At 43.3% G+C, this 20,550-nt stretch carries 13 protein-coding genes; 8 read left to right on the forward strand and 5 right to left on the reverse strand.

What is annotated here, in order from left to right; translation table 11 throughout:
* Positions 1-752 precede the first annotated feature (752 nt).
* The 4 genes from ACNURT_RS19010 to ACNURT_RS19025 all read left to right on the forward strand — a co-directional run bounded on the left by ACNURT_RS19010 (position 753) and on the right by ACNURT_RS19025 (position 9,232).
* Entirely contained in the window at positions 753-1,928 is a 1,176-nt protein-coding gene (locus ACNURT_RS19010) for a hypothetical protein (protein ID WP_419699069.1), read from the forward strand.
* 76 nt (positions 1,929-2,004) lie between these two features.
* The gene (locus tag ACNURT_RS19015) at positions 2,005-5,421 is read left to right on the forward strand and encodes a hypothetical protein (RefSeq protein WP_419699070.1); all 3,417 of its coding nucleotides are present in this window, start codon (positions 2,005-2,007) and stop codon (positions 5,419-5,421) included.
* 27 nt (positions 5,422-5,448) lie between these two features.
* Positions 5,449-8,874 (forward strand): DUF6443 domain-containing protein, encoded by a 3,426-nt coding sequence (locus ACNURT_RS19020; protein ID WP_419699071.1) that lies wholly within the window; start codon positions 5,449-5,451, stop codon positions 8,872-8,874.
* Between the two features lie 37 nt (positions 8,875-8,911).
* On the forward strand, positions 8,912-9,232 hold the full coding sequence (locus ACNURT_RS19025; RefSeq protein WP_419699072.1) for a DUF1493 family protein: 321 nt from the start codon (positions 8,912-8,914) through the stop codon (positions 9,230-9,232).
* 527 nt (positions 9,233-9,759) lie between these two features.
* On the opposite strand, the gene ACNURT_RS19030 is transcribed toward ACNURT_RS19025, so the two are convergent.
* The 3 genes from ACNURT_RS19030 to ACNURT_RS19040 form a co-directional block, all read right to left on the reverse strand.
* Entirely contained in the window at positions 9,760-12,987 is a 3,228-nt protein-coding gene (locus ACNURT_RS19030; RefSeq protein WP_419699073.1) for an error-prone DNA polymerase, read from the reverse strand.
* A 12-nt stretch (positions 12,988-12,999) separates the two neighbouring features.
* A complete protein-coding gene (locus ACNURT_RS19035) occupies positions 13,000-14,442 on the reverse strand; it encodes a Y-family DNA polymerase (RefSeq protein WP_419699074.1) in 1,443 nt (480 codons plus the stop codon).
* Between the two features lie 62 nt (positions 14,443-14,504).
* Positions 14,505-15,242: an ImuA family protein gene (locus tag ACNURT_RS19040; protein ID WP_419699075.1), complete on the reverse strand. Its 738-nt coding sequence runs from the start codon at positions 15,240-15,242 to the stop codon at positions 14,505-14,507.
* A 214-nt stretch (positions 15,243-15,456) separates the two neighbouring features.
* On the opposite strand from ACNURT_RS19040, the gene ACNURT_RS19045 reads away from it, so the two are divergent.
* Positions 15,457-16,065: an alpha-ketoglutarate-dependent dioxygenase AlkB family protein gene (locus ACNURT_RS19045; RefSeq protein WP_419699076.1), complete on the forward strand. Its 609-nt coding sequence runs from the start codon at positions 15,457-15,459 to the stop codon at positions 16,063-16,065.
* A 619-nt stretch (positions 16,066-16,684) separates the two neighbouring features.
* On the opposite strand, the gene ACNURT_RS19050 is transcribed toward ACNURT_RS19045, so the two are convergent.
* Together ACNURT_RS19050 and ACNURT_RS19055 are read right to left on the reverse strand one after the other, a co-directional pair.
* The gene (locus ACNURT_RS19050) at positions 16,685-17,794 is read right to left on the reverse strand and encodes a S1/P1 nuclease (RefSeq protein WP_419699077.1); all 1,110 of its coding nucleotides are present in this window, start codon (positions 17,792-17,794) and stop codon (positions 16,685-16,687) included.
* Between the two features lie 78 nt (positions 17,795-17,872).
* Entirely contained in the window at positions 17,873-18,472 is a 600-nt protein-coding gene (locus ACNURT_RS19055; protein ID WP_419699078.1) for a hypothetical protein, read from the reverse strand.
* 114 nt (positions 18,473-18,586) lie between these two features.
* On the opposite strand from ACNURT_RS19055, the gene ACNURT_RS19060 reads away from it, so the two are divergent.
* The 3 genes from ACNURT_RS19060 (at position 18,587) to ACNURT_RS19070 (ending at position 20,547) form a co-directional block, all read left to right on the forward strand.
* On the forward strand, positions 18,587-18,826 hold the full coding sequence (locus tag ACNURT_RS19060; RefSeq protein WP_419699079.1) for a hypothetical protein: 240 nt from the start codon (positions 18,587-18,589) through the stop codon (positions 18,824-18,826).
* A gap of 62 nt (positions 18,827-18,888) precedes the next feature.
* Entirely contained in the window at positions 18,889-19,110 is a 222-nt protein-coding gene (locus tag ACNURT_RS19065; protein WP_419699080.1) for a DUF6965 family protein, read from the forward strand.
* A gap of 477 nt (positions 19,111-19,587) precedes the next feature.
* On the forward strand, positions 19,588-20,547 hold the full coding sequence (locus ACNURT_RS19070) for a hypothetical protein (RefSeq protein WP_419699081.1): 960 nt from the start codon (positions 19,588-19,590) through the stop codon (positions 20,545-20,547).
* The last annotated feature ends 3 nt before the right edge of the window (positions 20,548-20,550 follow it).

The raw sequence follows: 20,550 nt of genomic DNA on the forward strand, positions 1-20,550 counted from the left end.
TGGCATTAAAGCGCCGTCAATATTATAAGCATATACCGTTTTCCCGTTAGGAGTGTTATTAGTCACTTACCGATATAATACATTTGCTCCTTCAAAACTTTGCCCACAATAGACAGTATGCAAAAATAATAAATAACCACCGGGCATCTCATCACAGCCAACTTCTGATCCCCGGGGATGTAGCCAGAACGGAGGTCGTTTTATAATAATTATCCGCTAAAAGATTATCATTTGTACCGATACTTTCCCGCTGTAGAAACATTTACGTTAAATAGAATCGTGTAATAACGGTGGCTTACGTTAATGATCGTGTTTTATTTATGCAAGTTTGGGCTTTTTAAGAAATGTTATTAATAGTTGGGTAACTCAGACCAACAATTCCGCAATGACCATTAGGGTCTATTACTTAATCGAAGATAACCGTTGTAATCGCCTGCAAAATTCCAGGTGATTACAACGGTTATCTGTATATATTCAATCAAAAAAATAAATATATATCCTTATTCATTATTGTAAATAAAATACATACATTTAAAACAGTTTTAACTGTATATGATACACGAAAAACTAATTTAACCCAAACTTAAAACTTTATCACCATCGCATGAAACCATCCTTTTTAAATCCCTCATAAGACACCGTAACTTGAATACGACTCAAACAAAGCGCGTGTTTCCGCCTAAATAAATACCGGGATTTAATCCGGTATACTGAAATAATATTGTCTCATATCTAAGCCTCTTTATATAATCATGAAAAAAGTAACCTTTACTATTATCACCCTATTATTTGTTTGTCATTTCTCTTACGCCCAATGGGCCGTAAGCGGAACCACCAATACTTATTACAACCTTAGCGGGAATGTCGCTATCGGAGGCAGTAGCTTCGCTGCAAAGTTTGCGGTCTACCAGACCAGTGCATTAGGAAGCGTTGCCAAGAATAACCTGCTGCTGAGTTCCATCGGCGGTTCAGCGGCCAATAATGTTCAGAATAATTTATGGCTGGTCAGGAACGCAGCAGGAAGCGACTTTACTACAGCCAGGCTGCATGATGGAATTTCTATAGATGGTTCCTTTATGACGCCACAAACCAATACCCTGACCTGGTGGGAAAGAGATCCTACATTGGATGTTCAGTCATGGGGTAATTCAGCCAACACGTATGTAACGATCAATAAGGGTAATGTCGGTATTGGGACAACCAGCCCGAACGCTAATCTTGAGGTAGCCGGGAAATTTGTTGTAGCAGGCAATAATTCAAATCTTGATAACAGAAACGGAACAGTTTCTCTTAGTTTCCTGGAAAATACGGGTAAAATGCTGATTGGGTGGAACAGAACACAAGGAGCGGGTGAAACTGACTTTATCAGCAATCAAGGTGGAGGAAATGTGGGTGGCTTCGCATTTTATAACCATTCTAATACAGGTACAGAGAACCAGTTGATGTGGCTTACCGGGGACGGGAGGCTCATGATTGGATTGGCTACAGGTTATACCGGCAATAATAAATTAGCCGTTGGCGGGGGGATCATCGCCGAGTCCGTTACGGTTAAATTGCAAGCCAACTGGCCTGACTACGTTTTCAAAAAGGATTATCAACTAAAACCACTATCTGAAGTAAAAGCCTACATCGATCAGAACCAGCACTTACCAGAGATTCCATCAGAACAAGAGATTTCAAAGAACGGTCTTAACCTGGGCGAAATGAATAAATTATTGATGAAGAAAGTGGAAGAGTTGACCTTGTATTTGATTGAAAAAGATCAGAAAGAAAAAGAGCAGGAAAAAGTTAATCAGGATCAGCAAAACGAAATAACTCGACAAAAAATCAATGTCGATTTGATGAAAAATCAATTAAAACAGGAAAGTGACCGGGTAGGGAATCTTGAAAAACAGTTGACATTGCTTTTACATGAACTAAACAAGTAACAAAGTCGTCATAAATTAAAATAGCAGTACGCAAAGTGTTTTTACGGCTATCAGCTCATTTAATAATTTGATTCACATGAAATACAGGAAACGTAATTTTTACCTTTTTTTCCCTTTTCTAACTTTTATATTTATATATAAAGCAAGCTTTAGTCAAAATATTCCATCACCACAGCCTAAAGTGATTCCGCCGTCTCCAGAAGCACAGGCCTTTCAACGATATGGTGAATACCCTGTAGATTATAGTACGGGGGTCCCTAAGATTGATATCCCGTTATATGAAATACATTCAGGTAAATTATCTCTGCCCGTTACTTTATCCTACCATGCTTCCGGAATGAGAATAAATGATATAGCAACAAATGTAGGTTTGGGTTGGACTCTGCTGGCTGGAGGAATGGTTTCCCGGGCAGTTAAAGGGATACCTGACGAAATCGGACCATATGGTTACCTAAGTATGGCACACAAAACCAAGGCAGATATTGACAATGCTACACAAGATGGAAATCTGTTTCAATACCTTAACCTTGTCAAGTTAGGAACTTACGACGCTCAATCGGATAATTATTTTTATTCAGCCGGTGAAAAGCTGTCTGGTCAGTTTATATACGATATGAACAACACCATCCAGCCTTTATCGTATACGAAAAATCAGATTAAACCTGATTTCACCAACAATACGTTTGAGATTATTGGTGATGATGGAACGGATTATTTATTCACTCAACCGGAAATACAAACGGCTACGGGAATTAACGGAAATTATACGTCATCATGGCTTTTAACGCAGATGATTTCTTATGATAAAGCAGATACTATAAAATTTGAATACAATTCAATAGTAACAGGAGATTATGATACTTTTTTGTCGTTTTCTCAAGAATATGGCACAGGGGCCGTACATCCCTCTCCTTTTAATCCGGGCTGGACGAATTTGAACGTTAGCAGAACGTCGGTAATTTATAATAATACCGTGCTTTTAACGAAAATAAGTTTCAAAAATGGTTCGGTACAGTTTAACTATCAGGACGGAAGGCTTGACCGAAGGAAATATCAATTAAATTCGGTAAGCATTAATGCTATCAATGCAGACAACTCGATTAGTTTGTTAAAAGAATATACATTCAATTATGGTTATTTCAACTCGGGCGGTAGCGATTCCTATAATAACCGGCTTAGGTTGGATAAAATTAATTTATTAGATAAAAGTTTATTAACCGTTGGCAAATATTCTTTTATATATAACATGCAAACGCGTTTGCCGGCATATTTTAATCCTAATGATCAAAGTTATATAATTGGGAGTAACCAGGGATGGTTATCAATGGATTACTATGGATATTATAACGGCGCATCAAATACGAACACCATACCAACATTGCCGCCTTATGGTAGCGCTAACTATAATGGATTTGCTCCGGCCGACCGTAAACCGAATGAAATATATGCGCAAGCTAATATGCTTCAACAAATAGTTTATCCAACGGGAGGAACTACTGACTTTGCATTTGAATCTAATAAAGATCTTGCTGGTAACCTAATTGGAGGGCTTCGGATCAAAACAATAACTTCCAAAGCTGACGCGGCTGCCATACCTGTAATTAAGAAATATACATATGGTGATCCAATAACATTAAGCTTAATAGGCCTTCAAAGCGCATATCAGTTTAATGAGGATAATATTATTTATGCTTATCATACCAATATAAATCAATGTACCACTCAGCCCTGTAACAGAACTATGTATTTCGGCTCATACCCATGGCCGCTTTCTGAGCACAACGGTTCGCCGATAATATATAATTTAGTACAGGAATATACAGATGGTGGAAATGTCCCGAGTTTAAGAACAGATTATTTATACGACATAGAAACCGATCGTCAGTATAATGTAGATTGTCCGCAAGTTAACAATACATATTTTGCCAACCGCTCCTGGGCAAGGGGAAATTTAACAAATACCATATATTATAAATATCTGAACGGGGCATATAAGAAATTAAGAACAACCGACCGTATTTACACGCCTTTTAAAACAGGCACAATAAATTCAGGGCTAAAAGTTTTCGATGAAATCCTTATAGAAGGAGATTGCGCTGATGCGTATGTCTATAATTACACCACAGCGCGCGGATATTTTTATTACTTTGATGATTTGGCAGATTTCGGGATAAAAAAGATTTCCTCAGAAACAAATACTGAATATGATGATAATGAGAATCCTACTGCAACCCAAATTAATCTATACCAATATGGAAGCAGTTCACACCTTTATCCGACACAGGAAACAAGCACGGATAGTAAAGGGGTAACCACTACCAAAACTACCAAATATGTAACCGATCTCATCCAGAGCGGTACAGCGGAAACGGCACGTCAGCAGTTGATTGCATTAAATAACATTGCTCCGGTATTACAAGAGACACAACAAAAAGGCAATTCTATCGTGACCACATCCAATACCTATGATGTATTTAATAATTACCCGTATCCTTATACTTCGACGAGGCAATATGGAAGCGGTCCTGTATTGAATGAGTATACGTTTTCAGGTTATAATAATGGAAAACTATCAGGGTTTCAAAATCTTAATGGACCGCTTATCTCCTACCAATGGGGATATCGCCAGCAATATCCTGTAGCGGAGATAAAAAACGCTTCAAACACATTAAAAACAACAGTAACCCCCGGTGGAAATGGTTTTTCTGTACAGTTCCCCAGCACAAATAGGGATGTTGCTACCCGGCAGTTTACAGTAGGAGGAGATGGTACTGCCAGTTTATCTATCGATTTTGGCGGTGATGAAGGGAGCGGTACTGTTCGTGCGGAACTAACGATAGCCATTACGGGACCTAATAACTATGGTACAGGTTCCTTTTCACTGTGTTTAGCCACCGGTACGGCCACCTGTGGAAATTACTCGTCGAGCAGGGTCTTGACAGGACTGGCCCCTGGAAATTATACCCTAACCGCGAGTATTTATGACGCTCAAAATCTGATTATCCCCATTAATCTTTCTGTTACGTATTCCGCCTCGATAACTACTGTTTCTGGTTATAGAGATTTTTACTACGAGAACTTTGAAGAAGGGGCCGGAAATAGTGCCTTCAATGATTGCAGGACTGGACACTTGAGTTATACCGGCGCCTATAGCAAAGCATTAAGTGGTTTGTCCTCCAAAAGCTATATCCTCAGTTATTGGCTTAAGACCGGTAATAGCTGGACTTTACAAATGTTACCACCGGTAAGCGTAACAGGTGGAACTTATACGATCAGTATTCCAAGTGGCCAGATTGATGATGTACGGTTTTACCCATCCGATGCGCAGATGACGACCTATACCTATGATCCATTAGTGGGTATGACCAGCATGACAGATCCGAAAAATGAGACGACTACTTATGAATACGATAGTCTTCAGCGGCTGAAGATTGTAAGAGATAAAGATGGGAATATTGTTAAACAGACCAACTATCATTACCAGGGACAATAAAAGCAGATTCTATTAAACCTTATCAGCATGCAAACACGATCATATTCAAATCATAATATATCAGGTAAACTGTTCCTGGCGATCCTGATGATATTGCTATCACCGGGCGTGAAAGCCCAGTATATTGCTAGCCCGGCCCAGTTGAGTGCTCCTGTGACCACGCCCGGTAATTACTATAATGAAACAAGCATTACTTTATTGCCCGGCTTTACAGCTACGGCAACAAGCACCAACAGTTATCGTTATTTTATCCAGACCAGTTGCGTTCCGCTTAGTATGAATTTAAGCCAAAACCAAAATTATATTTTGACATCGATACCCAGGGAAGCTGGCATCGATCCAGCAGGAAACAATACCAATTGCAAACTCATGCAGACGGTGCAATATTTTGATGGATTAGGGCGCCCACTACAGACTGTTCAAATCAAAGGTTCGCCGGGAAGTAAAGATATCGTTCAACCTATAGCCTATGACCAGTTTAGCCGGGAAGCCACGAAATACCTGCCTTATGCGATAACCTCCGGAGCAAGCGATGGCAGCTATAAGGCTGATGCGCTAACCCCAAACGCAGGTCAGGATCAGTTCTATAAAACACCACCTACGGGCGTAAGCCTTATTCCTTATCCATCCGCAAGCACTGGATTTGAATCGTCGCCCTTGAGCCGGGTATTGGAACTGGGGGCGCCAGGTCAACCCTGGCAGTTAGGTAGTGGCCATACAGTAAGAACCGCCTATGGCTTCAATGCGACAGGGGAAGTAATCCTTTGGACTCTAAATACTTCCGGAACGGGAGCTACCGGGTCTTCAAATTATGGCATAAACCAATTATATAAAACCACGACTACCGATGAAAACGGGAACAATACGATAGCGTTTAAAGATAAGGAAGGAAATGTGGTCTGCAAGAAAGTACAGTTAGATGCAACGACTTACCTGGCCACTTATTATATTTATGATGACCTGAATAACCTGCGCTATGTGATCCCCCCGATACCCGTTGGTACAACCTACCCAACAAGTTTTACTGAAGCAGATGCGGTATTTGCGAACTTTATTTATGGTTATCACTATGACCAGCGGAATCGACTGGTCGAGAAAAAGATCCCGGGCAAAGCCTGGGAATACATCGTGTATAATACAATGGATCAGGTAGTAGCAACCCAGGATGGTGTACAGCGGGCAAAAAGTACGCAAGAATGGAGTTTTACCAAGTATGACCAATTCGGCCGGGTAGCGTATTCAGGCGTTTACCAATATCCGGGCAGTACGGCAGGTACCAGCTACCGGGCGGCTTTGCAAACTACAGTAGATGGACAGACCACATTGTGGGAAACCCAGCAGACAACCGGCACCGGCTACCCTGGTACGGCGTGGCCCCAAACCAATATTCTGCGTTATCTCGTGTTGAATTATTATGATAACTACAGCTACCCGAACAATCCTTATATTTCAACAATAAGTAATACGTTGGCCAATCCAACCGGCTTAATGACGGCAACCAAAACAGCTGTTTTATTACCAGACGGATCATATGGCGCAATGTTATGGACAGTGAACTTTTATGATAGTTTTGGGCGTGTCGCGCAAACGGACAAACAACATTACCTAGGCGGGGAAGCGAATGCGAACACCAACAACTACGATAAAATAGACAATATCTATAATTTTAATAACCAAGTAACCACCACCACCCGTCATCATTACGTCGCTGGCTCCCAGTCTATAGCGGTTTCCACCAATTACCAGTATGACCATATGGGACGCAAGGTACAGACCTCAGAGGCCATCAGCATAGGGCTCACTCAGGCGCCTTTACCAACGATCATTTCCCAATTGGACTATAACGAGATTGGTCAGTTGATGACCAAACACCTACATAGTACCAATAACGGGGCCAGTTTTCTTCAGGATATTGATTATACCTATAACGAACGAGGTTGGTTAAGCCAGATCAATAATCCGGCGGTTGCCTCATCTCCTACTCGGCTGTTTAGCTTAAAGCTGAACTACAATATACCCCAATTCGGGGCAACAGCGCAATTCAATGGCAATATAGTCGAACAGCAATACAATGCCGGTATCAGTGGGAACCAACATGTCAACTACAGCTATGATAACCTGAATCGTTTAAAAGCAGGTAGCTCTACTACGGGTTTCAGCGAAACCATTAGTAATTATGATTACCTGGGCAATATAATCGGCTTAACCCGTACAGCACCTAACGCTGCTACCTTAACTTATAACTATGTTGGCAATCAATTGCAAACGATCACGAATAATGGCTCAGCATTTCGGAGTTATACAGCTTATGACCCGAATGGCAACGCTCCGAGTGACGGCCAAGGCAATACTATCCTTTACAATATGCTTAACCTGCCTCGAAATATCGCTTCTAAGAGTCTTAGCTATACCTATTCGGCTACGGGAGAGAAATTAAGGAAAAATAGTAATGGATCGATCACCGAATATATTGACGGGATACAGTATCGGCCAGATGGAACGATAGATTTTGTGCAGACCGAAGAAGGCAGAGCCAACCGGAGCGGGACAAATTATGTATATGAATATACGCTGACTGATCATTTGGGTAATAACCGGGTAACGTTTGACCAGACCAATGGTAAAGTAGGTGAAGATGACTACTATCCTTTTGGCTTAAATGTACATCGCCTGGTTAATGGAGGAAATAAGTATCTTTATAATAAAAAGGAGTTACAAGAAGAACTGACTCAGTACGATTACGGCGCAAGGTTCTACGATCCGGTGATTGCCAGGTGGACGAGTGTTGATCCGTTGCGAGAAGATGATTATTTTCCAGGAGATATAAAACAAAAGAGACAATATCCCATGAGGCAAAATTCTGATGCAGATAATGAGGAGGATGAAGATGATGAGAGTTCTACAGTATTTACAGCCGAAAGTTCTCCAATTCACTATAATATGAGTCCTTATAATTACGTATTGAATAATCCTACAAGGTATATTGATCTAATGGGATTGGATACAGGAAAGGTTACTAAATTGAACGAGGTTACGATAGTAGGCTATGTTAAACATGCGTTTGGGCCGGCGGTAGGCCTGTTTACTTGGCCTATTCCTAAGACGCTTTTCGGTCCAGTTTTGCCAGGTGCATCAAAATCTACTACATTGCTATCTTATGGGTTAAGTAAATGGTGGACTAAGCCGATTAGTTGGAATGGCAAAAAAAGGCTTTTTACACACTTTGCCAAAAATGGAGGTAAAAGATATGCATCAACCTGGGGACGATATGTTGGGAGAAGAGCATCGATCTATTTAGGCGAACTTTCAGCTATATATACCGTATTGGATGTCAGTTATTCCATTGACGACTATCTGGCGCCTAAGATAATAAATGCTTTACCGTACAGCGAAAAAGCTAAAGCACCAGAACTAATGAGTGATGGTAAGACTATCTGGCATCCGGAACATTAAGCGCATGATGACGTTATATAAAAAAATCAGATTAAAAATGGAAAAATATAATAAAGAGCTCATTACTTATATAAGCAAACGATCAGGGATTGATGAGGATGAGATTAATTACAACTCCGTCATTGAAGACGACCTGGGCATTACTGGAGATGATGCTGAGGAACTGATTATTGAGTTTAGTAAGTTTTTTAAAGTAAATATAGATAACTTCAGATTCAATAGATACTTTTATCCAGAACCCTCTTTATTTTCTTCAGGAGAAGAAGATGACAAGCTGCCTTTAACTATTGGGCATCTTGCACGAAGTATAATTTTGGGTCGGTTAGATGACTCAGTCATAAAGAGCAACCAGCAATAGTTTACCAAGTCCAGCCAAGCGTTGGGCTTTTACTTTTTATAAGCTAACCTTCTCTTAGCATTTTGAATAAGGCCATCAATGGTATACATGTGTGCTCTTTGTCTTCATCAGGGAGTTGCTGGGTGGATAATATCTTATCCGGAAGGGATCGAATATTTTAAGAAATTGGCATTGTCGGATACAGTTCGATTAGATAGGCATCTACTCAACAAAAAGTCAAAGAACAGGTGCACAGAGATATTGAAATGATGTTTAACATCTCTAACGACGGGCCGAGACATCGATTGTTACAGATCATCTAGCCCTGAACATCCGTATGATGGGTTAGAGATACCAAATAGATAGAATTTATATTGGTATATACTTTTTTGGAAAAAGAATTAAAAATCCGGGAAATACCCGATGACATGATTTTCCCGAATTATATACTGATGAATGGCGAAACTTATTCAGTAACACCGATTAAGCAGCGGTTAAATTTGTAACATAGCTGAATGAACGATGATCTATTCCTCAGGCTATTTTCACTATTTGAAATTCCGCCCCTTATAAAATATCTCGGGCGTTTGCTCGTGTACTTGTGCCCTTTTATTAACCGCCGGATATGGCGCGCTTTTTTCATCTGCCCGTGAAAGTGTCAATAAAGGCAGATCCTCTTGTTTATGTTGTACCAATTCATGTAATAATTTAGACAGGTCGAAGCAACGGGTAACAATAACGTGAACGACCATGCCCTCACGCTGGAGCCGGCCTTCCACCATCAAAAGTCTGGCTTGTAATATTTCCTTGCGGTATTTGTCAAATAGCGTTTCAAAAACGACCAGGTTCGTAAAGCCGGTTTCATCTTCTATGGTAATAAAGCAAACGCCGCCCGCGGTTCCGGGTCTTTGCCTGACCAATACCAGTCCTGCTACCTTGATTAACTGCCCCTCCTGCACGTCGGTGTAGACCTTCTTCGTCGGTAAAACATGAAGCATACTTAACTTTTCCCGGATAAAGCTTACCGGGTGCGCTTTTAAGGATAAACCTATGGAAGCGTAATCCTGTACGACGTGTTCACCGGGAGTCATATAAGGTAATTGAATTTGAGGTTCTTTGGTACTTTCAGAAGGTTGTCCCTCGAACAGGCCGATAGGTTTATCATTCAATGCCGGGACCTCCCATAAAGCCGCCCTGCGGTCAAGATTCATCGATCTGAACGCGTCCGCGTCAGTTAATTGCTCAATAGTAGCCTGCGAAACACCGGAATCACTTAATTGACTGATGCTGCTATACCCTTCCCCTCTTTTTTCTAATAAAACCTGAATGTCTTCCTGCCGAAGGCCCTTTACCTGCCTAAAGCCCAAACGGATCGCATAATATTGACCTGATTTTTCCTCCAGCAGATTATCCCATTGCGAATAGTTCACATCAGGGGGACGAACCTCCACGGTATGTTTTTGCGCATCAATCACGATCTGGGCCGGTTGGTAAAATCCCATCGGCATGCTATTGAGCAGGGCGGTGGCAAATACATCCGGGTAATAGCACTTCAGCCAGCAGGAAACGTACACCAATAACGCGAAACTGGCGGCATGGCTCTCGGGAAAGCCGTAACTGCCGAAGCCTTCCAACTGCTTAAAAATGCGGCGGGCAAACGCTTCGGTATACCCTTTAGCCATCATGCCGTTAATCAACTTCTGTTCATACTGATTGACCTTGCCATTGAACTTAAAGATGGCCATACTGCGGCGCAAACCATCCGCCTCGGCAGGCGTAAAACCTGCCGCGACAATAGCGATTTTCATCGCCTGTTCCTGGAATAGCGGAACGCCCAGGGTCCGGCCCAAAATATCTTCCAGTTCTTTGGAGGGATAATCCACCGGTTCTTCCTTGTTGCGCCGCCGAAGGTAAGGGTGTACCATATCCCCTTGTATGGGTCCGGGTCTTACAATCGCTACTTCGATCACCAGGTCGTAAAAGCATTTCGGTTTCAGACGGGGCAGCATGGACATTTGCGCGCGGCTCTCGATCTGAAAAACACCGAGCGTATCAGCAAGCTGGATCATCTTGTATACTGCGGGATCGTCCTGGGGTATATTAGCCAGTGTGAGGTCTAGTCCATAATGCTGTTTGCAGAGTTCAAATGCCTTCCTGATACAGGTCAGCATACCCAGCGCCAGAACGTCCACCTTCAAAAAACCGAGCGCGTCAATATCATCTTTGTTCCATTCGATGTTTGTACGGTTCTCCATACGGGCATTCAGGATCGGACAGAGGTCTGTGAGTTTGCCCTGGGTAACCACGAAACCGCCGGTATGCTGGCCGAGCTGTCGCGGGAAACCCATCATCTGCGCGGTCAGCTCCAATGTCTTTTTTAGATTAACATCATCGGGATTTAAGCCCTGGGCTTTCAATAACTTCCCTTCGAACCATTCGTCGGTATGTTCCCATATCGAATTCGAAAGCCGGTTGATCGTGTCGACTGACAGCCCCATCACTTTACCCACATCCCGGATTGCGCCCTTCTGATGCTGTTGCGTAACCGTGGCCACAATCGCCGCCCGGTCACGGCCATACTTATCATAGATATATTGAATGATCTCTTCCCTTCGCTCATGTTCAAAATCCACATCGATATCCGGCGGTTCATTCCTCGCGGAGGAAATAAAACGCTCGAATAACAGGTCGAATTTCGAGGGATCGACTGACGTGATACCCAAACAAAAACACACTGCCGAATTAGCCGCCGAGCCACGTCCCTGGCAAAGAATACCGCGGCTGCGCGCCTCCCTTACAATGTCTTCTACAAAAAGAAAGTAATTCGCGTAATCCATTTCTTCCACAAAGCGTAATTCATGGTTGATACCGCTGACGATCTTCTCCGGAATCACTTTTCCATATATTTTACGGGCACCTTCCCAGGCGAGATGTGTGATTTCTTCCAGCGGCGTACGTCCGCTCCGGTTGATCTCTTCCGGATAAACGTATTTCAATTCATCCAGCGAAAAAGTACAGGCGTCGGCAATCTCCCGGGTGTTTTCTATGGCTTCCGGGTATGGCCGGAAGATCCGTTCCATTTCCGCTATAGGTTTTAAATAACGCTCCGCGTTCATATGAAGCCGGAATCCGGCTTCCTGTATCGTACACTTTTCCCTGACACAGGTTAATACATCCTGCAGTTCACGGCGTCCGGGTTCATGGTAATGTACATCATTCGTCGCCACCATCGGTATATGCAACTTTTCAGCAAGCTGGGCAATCCGGAAAAGTTTCTTTTGGTCATCGCCCTGGTAGGTCCTGCTGGCGGCAATGTACAGGCCGATCCCTAATTCCTGGCGATATTCCGCCAATAGATCCTTAAAGTTTTGATCAAAATCAAAACGCCTGTTGAGCGTTTCGGGGGCTACGGCCATAAATTTGATCCCTTCTGCATGGGCGTAAACATCAGCTTTATAAAGAAAACATTTGCCCTTTTCCGCGCGCAGGTTACCCAGGGATAACAAGGCGGAGAGCCGGCCATAAGCAGCGGCATCGGTTGGATAAGCTAAGAGACTTGGCCCATCCAGGAGATCCAGCCTGCAGCCGGGAATAAGTCGGATATTATTGGCCTTAGCCGCGACATGCGCCCGCACAATGCCCGCCATCGTATTCCTGTCGGTAATAGCAATCCGGGTATAGCCCAGGGCAGCGGCCTGTTCGGCCAGTTCATGGGGATGAGAGGCTCCCCGTAAAAAGCTAAAATTGCTGGTGACCTGTAATTCCGTATAACTCATCGTCCTGCTCCTTCACGCAAAAAATCCATGTATAAACCATTGGTAGGGTTTGTTTCCCACATAATGACCCGAACGGAAAAGCCAGTAACGCTGGCCTTGCTCATCTTCCACCTGATAATAATCCCGGTGTTCACCCTCGTCCAGCCACCATTCCCGTTCAATACGTTCAGGGCCGTCCGCTTTCTTAATATGATGTACGCCCCCCCGATACCGGAACAACATTGGGGGATAATCGGGAACCGGGGCAGACACTTCTACCGGTTCAGGTTTAGGCAGTAATTGGGTAGGACGCGGTTTGTCTATCCGCCAGTTGTTTAAACGCTTTTCCTGTATCGCCGCATTTTTCATGGCGCGTTCGGGCCAGTAATGCTGTTGCGGAAGATAACGATGGATCTTACCGGCACCAACCTTTCCGGCTGCCCGGTCCAGGAACTCCGTGATACTTTGGTCATCCAATCCGGGTTTACCTGCCCATAAGGCCTCCTGGGTCAGCTGTACATCCTCAACTTTTGCCGCTTCCAGTGTAAAAAGCTCAATGCCCAAGGCCGGTGTAATCGATGCGATTTTTAGTTCCAGTAATTTAAACAGGTGCCCTACACTATGCGTAGGACGGTTTGTCCCGATCTCGACCTGCTCCAGTTTGCCGTCGATGCGGTAACCCCGGAATACCGCGGTGCGCAGACCTTTGCCATCCTGCCGCAATCGGAGACAAAGCTGTTCCAGTAAGCGCCGGATGGCGATCTCAATACCTGTTTTCGTTTTAATGGGTTCCAGGCAGGGCAGCCGCTCTTCGTAAACGACCGGCTTCTGCAGCGGAACGATCCCTTCATCTTCGCTGCCCAGCGCCTGGCCTAAGCGGAGTAGTAAAGACTCGCCAAATCTGCGCCGCAAAACCGACCTGGGCATACCGATGAAACTTTTAATCTGGTAAAATCCCAGCTTCCTGAGCCGTTGTAGTATATTTTCTTCCAGTCGTAATGCGGCCGGCGGCAGGGTTAATAGAGCGTTAGCCTGTTCACCCGCAGGAATGACGGGTGTGACCCGCCCATAACGGGAGATCGCCCAGGCGGCGCCAGCCGTATCCGCGATGGCACACCGTACCGTGTAGCCCTTGCTTTTGAAGCGGGAAACAATTTCTTTCAGGTATTCCCGCTCCCCGCCCCAGAGATGGGCGCAACCACTGATATTCATCACCAGCCCATCGGCACCGTCCACCGCGACAACCGGAGAGTACCGGATGCACCATTCTCCCAAAGCTTTCAGCAATTTTGCATTGCGCCCCGGTTGATCATCAATTACTTCCAGCCCGGGTACGATGGCTTTGGCATCGGCAGCGCGCATACCGGTTTCGATGCCTAACTTTTCTGCTTCAGCGCTAACCGCTGTGATGATCAGGCGGCCGTGATCCGGAATAACAAGAACATAAGGCAGGTGCTTTAACTCCGGCCGGCGCAAAGCCAGCCAGTCAGTCGTCAAATAACGGAACCATATCGAAATAAAACGTGCGGGCATAATGCTTATCCAACCTGACGTCTATATGGTGATAGATCAATTGCTGTTTTCTCTTTTGTAAGCGGCGCGAACCTGTCTCCTGCCCATTCCACTTCATAGGTGCCCGGATCGCCGTTTCGAACCTTTAATAATTCGACTTTCCAGCGGGGAAAACCTATTCCAGGCATTTCATCTTCCGTTTCACTGGGTATCGGCGCGATTTTCCAACGGGCGGCACAGGCCGTGGTATTCCGTTTTCTTTCGTCTCCCCGCAATATAAAGCCGGTCACGCGGCTTTGTTCCACCGCCAGCTGCAAACGACGCGATTGGGTAAAGCTGATTTCATTCAGCTCCCCCACGACTGCGGCCAGTCCTTCGCATTTAAGTGCCTCTTCCATTACCCACAAAACTTCCTTTTCGTTGCTCAGATCAAAAAATATGATCCGGTCAGGTTCAACACCAAAGGCCGGTAAGGAACCCGGGAACAGCCGGCGGGATACACTGATCCAGACGCAAATGCCCCCATCCCGCATCAGGGAACCCAGCAGGCCACCTAAAAAACCGCCGCAGGCTGCGGCCTGCTCGGGAACCGTATTGATGAATTCATGGATCACGCCTTTTGGGAATACCCCATTTGGAAAAGCAGCCTCCACCGGTCCGAGGCCGATCATATCTTTTTTGCCGGCCAGACCTGGCTTAAAGCCCTCCCACAAAAGGATATCCTTCCGTAGCTGACTGATTATTTCCTTTTTCGCGTCGTTCATAACCCTATGTTTATTTATTCATCATTGTGGATATTAATTCAAAATATTTTATCAACTACAATACCTGTTATTCTACCTGGTTGCCTATGTATGCGTATGTTGAAGTTCGGTTTGACCCTCATTTTAAAACAATTGCTATCCTGACAAAAAGCAGACTACAAAACTAATACTAAAAATATTAGTATTTCATTAACTTTGTAAAATATTTTTTTCAATGGAACAATTGAGTTTTTTCGCAGAAGCAGGTCAGAGCAAAGGATTGCCGGAGGAACTGCTGGAATACAGGCCGGGATTTGTCAACCAGGCGCAGAGCGACCTGCTGCTGCACCGGTTTATTACCCACATGCCCTGGAAACAAACAGTTCAGCAAATGTATGATAAAGAAGTCATCACGCCACGCCTTACCGCCTGGTTTGGGGATTTCGGAACGGATTATTCTGCTACCGGTAAGGTATCTGATCCAAATCCCTGGACGCCGGAGCTATTAATGATCAAGCACTTAGTGGAACCACTGGCAGGGGTGAAATTTAATAGTGTATTGCTGAACTATTATCGTGACGGGAACGATTCTGTGGCGTGGCATAGCGACAGGGAATCCGTTTTAGGAAAACACCCGGTGATCGCGTCCGTTAGTTTCGGACAGGTGCGCAGCTTTGATATCCGCAATAAATACAATCACAGCGAAAAGTATTCGGTCCGTCTGGAACACGGTTCGTTCCTGCTCATGAAAGCGGGGTTACAGGAAAATTGGGAACACCGGATAGCTAAATCCATCAAATCTATGAAAGCCAGGATCAATCTAACCTTCCGGGTAGTGATCTGAATTTATTATACTCGGAATTACGGATATTTTACGATCTGTGCAGCTATACGGAACAAGTCCCCACCAGTTAATGCATCGGCTCCGTCAAAGTCAACATGATGTTCATCGCGTATCGTGATCATATCCATTATTTTAAAAAAAATAATGGAATGTTCAAATAACTCCCATTCATGCTACTTAAAACAATATCGAAAGATACTAAAACCTGCAAATCAAATAATTGTATGTTTTTATCAAACACCATTTTATGCACCCGGAATTGTTAAAGCATTTATCCAATGGAAAAGCTCAAAAATCACTATCCGATTCGGGCCCGCAAGCCAGATATATTAATACGGGGCAAACAGAGTCTTTAAACCCTTCTGTTTATCGTTAATTTATCAGCATCCGCAACTCTTCAGACATCACCCGCAGCAAACCTGTTGAAATAATTTCCCTGCATTACTTTCATCAGGTAAAGTAAGTGCCCGGTAACCTCCCCCTCGTCCGGCTCAAAGGTAACAGTCTCTTCATCAATGAGCACAGCAATACGGTAAATATAACCGCAGGTTCGAAACCTGCTTTAAATTCATGTTCCCCCCTGGTAAATTACCGGACAATAAAGGGTTCAGGCATAACATCAGAACTTGATCTTTGACGGGTCAGTTATGATCATCTCGGGTTTTCCTTTGTACTCCACCACTTCTCCTTCGGCAATAATCGTTTTATCATCCAGCTGATTACCTGACTCTTTAGCCTTGCCTTTCAGGGCAATCGTCAGTAACTGATTAGGATAAGCCGCGCCTATATTCACTAAAACCATGCTGCCGATATCCTTGCTGCCATAAACTTTACCCCGTACGCTCACCGTTTTCCCGATATAATTTTTCACATCTTCCAGTTTTGCCGGAATTACGCTTGGTGTATTTACCGGTGATGACGGAGTCAGCACTGCACTGGTCGCTTTTACCTGCTCGTTATTGAAAAGTTTATTCAGCTCTCCCGCCAAACGAATACCCGCCTGGTTGATACGCTTGCGGATCACCGGGATATATTTCTGATAGTATGCCTCGTCGATGTTCTGGCCGGGTTTAACCTGCGCGTATAACTCACTGCTGATCTGGTAACTTTCCCATATCCATTCCATCGGGCTGTCGGATTGCCATTGTCTGATCTCGGCAGCAGTAGCCGTGTCATAGGTTTTAACGATGTCAGCTCCGCTTAATCCTTCATGATCGATCAGCCTGCTGTCCCAAAGGCTGTGCAGGTTCGTACCTTTATCATCAAAACGTACTTGTATAGTATTGCCGCCCTTATCTTCCTTCCGGCTTACATGCATGGGCTGATGGGCGTCCCCTACCAAATGAATCAGGTATTTCAGCGCTTCATTTTTCTGGTCGGCCGTCAGGCTTTTGTCTTTCAAAGCGGCTTCTGTTTTCAGAATAGCACTGTAAACATTATTATCACTTTCACTTACCGCTTTCACAAATTGTTCGCGTGTCAGGCCTAACGGCAGGTTTAAGAAATGCCAGGGCGCGGTAGCGCTATTTTTGTTTTCGTCAGCCCAGGTCGCCACGTCAGCCATGCCTTCTCCCCTGAGATAAACCGAAACCACGTAAGCGGTATTACTGGTCAGGTGTTTTTGTGCGATGGTCGCCACGGCGCGGTGGCCCTTAAATCCCCAGGAAATCAAGGCGACGGAAAAGATAGAAAGAAAGATTAATGATGGATTTTTTAAATGTTTGTTCATGTGGTAAAGTTAATCCCTGGGCGGGTATTTTTTAAAGTGACTATATAAAGATGATGTGACTAAAGAATATTCACCGCGCTATTTGACAGAGAAGTCCTGGAGCATTTCCTTCTTCACCATATTCGCGTCGTGTTCCATTTTGATATAAAGGTCCTCATATTGTGTGCACATATCGAAAACGGCTAATGCGTATTCCTGGTACAGGGCATCCCGGTCGGAGTCCCGTGCTTTCCTGATCTTGTCCATAATATCTTTGACCTTTAAATAGAGTTGCTGTGACCGGATATTGGACTCAATGACCTCACTGTTGGACATGGATACATTAAAATAGAGGTTAATCAGGTTAAATTTCCAGTTTTCCGCCTTCAGCTTATCCATGTAGGCGTTTAACTTTATCATCTCTCTATTTAAAAAGTCCAGGCTGCCTTTACTCCTTGAATTATTCCAGTTCTTCCAGTAACCGATATTCTTTTTAATGACGGCCATGATCTCACCCGTCATATAATAGAAATTCTCACCAATTTCCGTTTTCTTGATCCGGTAAAGATTTTTCACTTCATGATTATACTTTCGTTTATCATTAAAATAAGCGAAAATTCCGGTCATCATTTGTGTCAGTAATGCACCCGCCAATCCTGAGAATGCACTAACTTCAATAAGTGTCGTGTTATCTGCCATCGTTTTATTACCTGGGATACAAAGTTAATTAAAAATCAATATACTTGCTAATAAAATTAGCATTTAAAAGAAAGAAATCATCAATATTCGTCAACAGCATAAAGAACGGAAACAATGGAATATCTAAACCAGGTGCTTATTTATTTAAAACAGGAATTGCCGGAAAGTTACTGGGATATTTCGGTAGTGAACGAACATATCGTTTTTCTAATTGATGAACATAAATTTTTTAACGATCAGTACAGCAAGTTATACGAAGACGTTTTGAGCAGTATCAACAGGCTTAGGAATAAGGAAACTTCGTTGAAGTTTACGATCAAAACTAACATTCAATCGAGGGATTTTACAATTTAGCTTTTGATAGAAGTATTTCGGATTCCGGACTTTTTTTTAACCTGCATTTTTATCTTTGCCGAATGACAGACGAAGAGATCATTGATTACTTTAAGACGGCGGTATTGCCGGATACACTTCGATTAGATAGGGCGTGTACACAACATGAGGTAAAGGAATATGTCCCGAGAAATATCGAAATGATGCTCAGCAATCCTAAGAACGACGGTGCGAGGCATCGATTGTTACAGATTATCCATGCCTTGGAACACCCCTATGATGGCCCTGAGATTCCAAGGAGATAAACATTAAAGTCGCGCTTTTTATAGGATTTTCTGTAGCCTATTTTTGAGCTTTTAAATTTTTCTACCAGTTTTCTTTACAATTATTTTGCATCTTTTATTTAACCTACCAGTTCACGCCTTGGTTGGTTATTACACTTGCAGATGAATCCCTATGCATTGACAATCTATTGTTGTTAACCAATGATGTAAATAAGCGTCTGTCTAAAAGCGAAAGCCTTTATTTTACCACAAGAAATGTATCTGGTGAATGCAGCTTATTATTTTTTTTGAAGTAGGTTAAATATTGCAGGCCTCCCCTTGCAAATTAAAAAGATGTTAATTACATTTATATGCTATTAACCTATCACAAATCATATGAAGTTTCCCAAATACCACTCAACCTCCTAAGAGCGCTCCTCATAAACAAACTCTTCGAGGCTCCATGTAGCAGGCATAGTCCATCGAAATACCTTAAACCAAACCTTATTTAATTAAACAATGAAAAAACTTTCCCTAACCGTTTTTGCTCTTTTAACCTTTTCCCACTTTTCTCAAGCCCAATGGACAACCGCAGGCAACAACATCTATAACAGTAATACCGGAAATGTTGGTATAGGAATCAACAGTGGCACAGCGAAGTTCGCCGTTTATCAACCTACCGCTTTAGGCAGCGCCGCAAAAAATAACCTGTTATTAAGTTCTACAGGTGGTTCGACAACGAATAGCGTTCAAAACAATATATGGCTGGTCAGAAATGCAGCCGGCAGCGATTTTACAACCAGCAGGCTGCATGATGGGATATCGATAGACGGCTCTTACATTAGCCCTCAAACCGACACCCGGACCTGGTGGGAACGAGACCCGACATCAGATGTACAATCCTGGGGAACCGCAGCAAGCACCTATTTAACCATTAAACAAGGTAATCTGGGCTTGGGGACAACGAATCCGGCAGCCAAATTGGATGTTACAGTCAGTAGTTCTACTTACACCAATAATATCAAATTCGGGGATGCCACACCCGGATACTTAACATCAGGAACCGTTGGGATTTTTATGAGTAATAATGTAGGCAGCCCAGTATTTACGGTATTGCATACAGGTAATGTGGGGATTGGTCAAACCAATCCACAAAACAAACTCGATGTCAACGGCAGAATTCACTCTCAATCAGTAGTTATAGACATGCTGGGTTGGTCAGATTATGTATTCAAAAAAGATTATCAACTACGCCCATTGAGCGAAGTAAAGGACTATATAGATCAAAACCAGCATTTACCCGAGATCCCCTCCGAACAGGAAATGATAAAAAAAGGTCTTGACGTAAGCGAGATGAATAAATTACTGATGAAGAAAGTGGAGGAATTAACATTGTATCTGATTGAGAAGGATAAAGAAGTGAACGACTTGAAAAGCAGAATGGAAGTATTAGAAACAAAACTTAAAAATAAGGAGTGATTT

It is taken from the genome of Mucilaginibacter sp. NFX135 (assembly GCF_048565145.1).
Lineage (GTDB): Bacteria > Bacteroidota > Bacteroidia > Sphingobacteriales > Sphingobacteriaceae > Mucilaginibacter.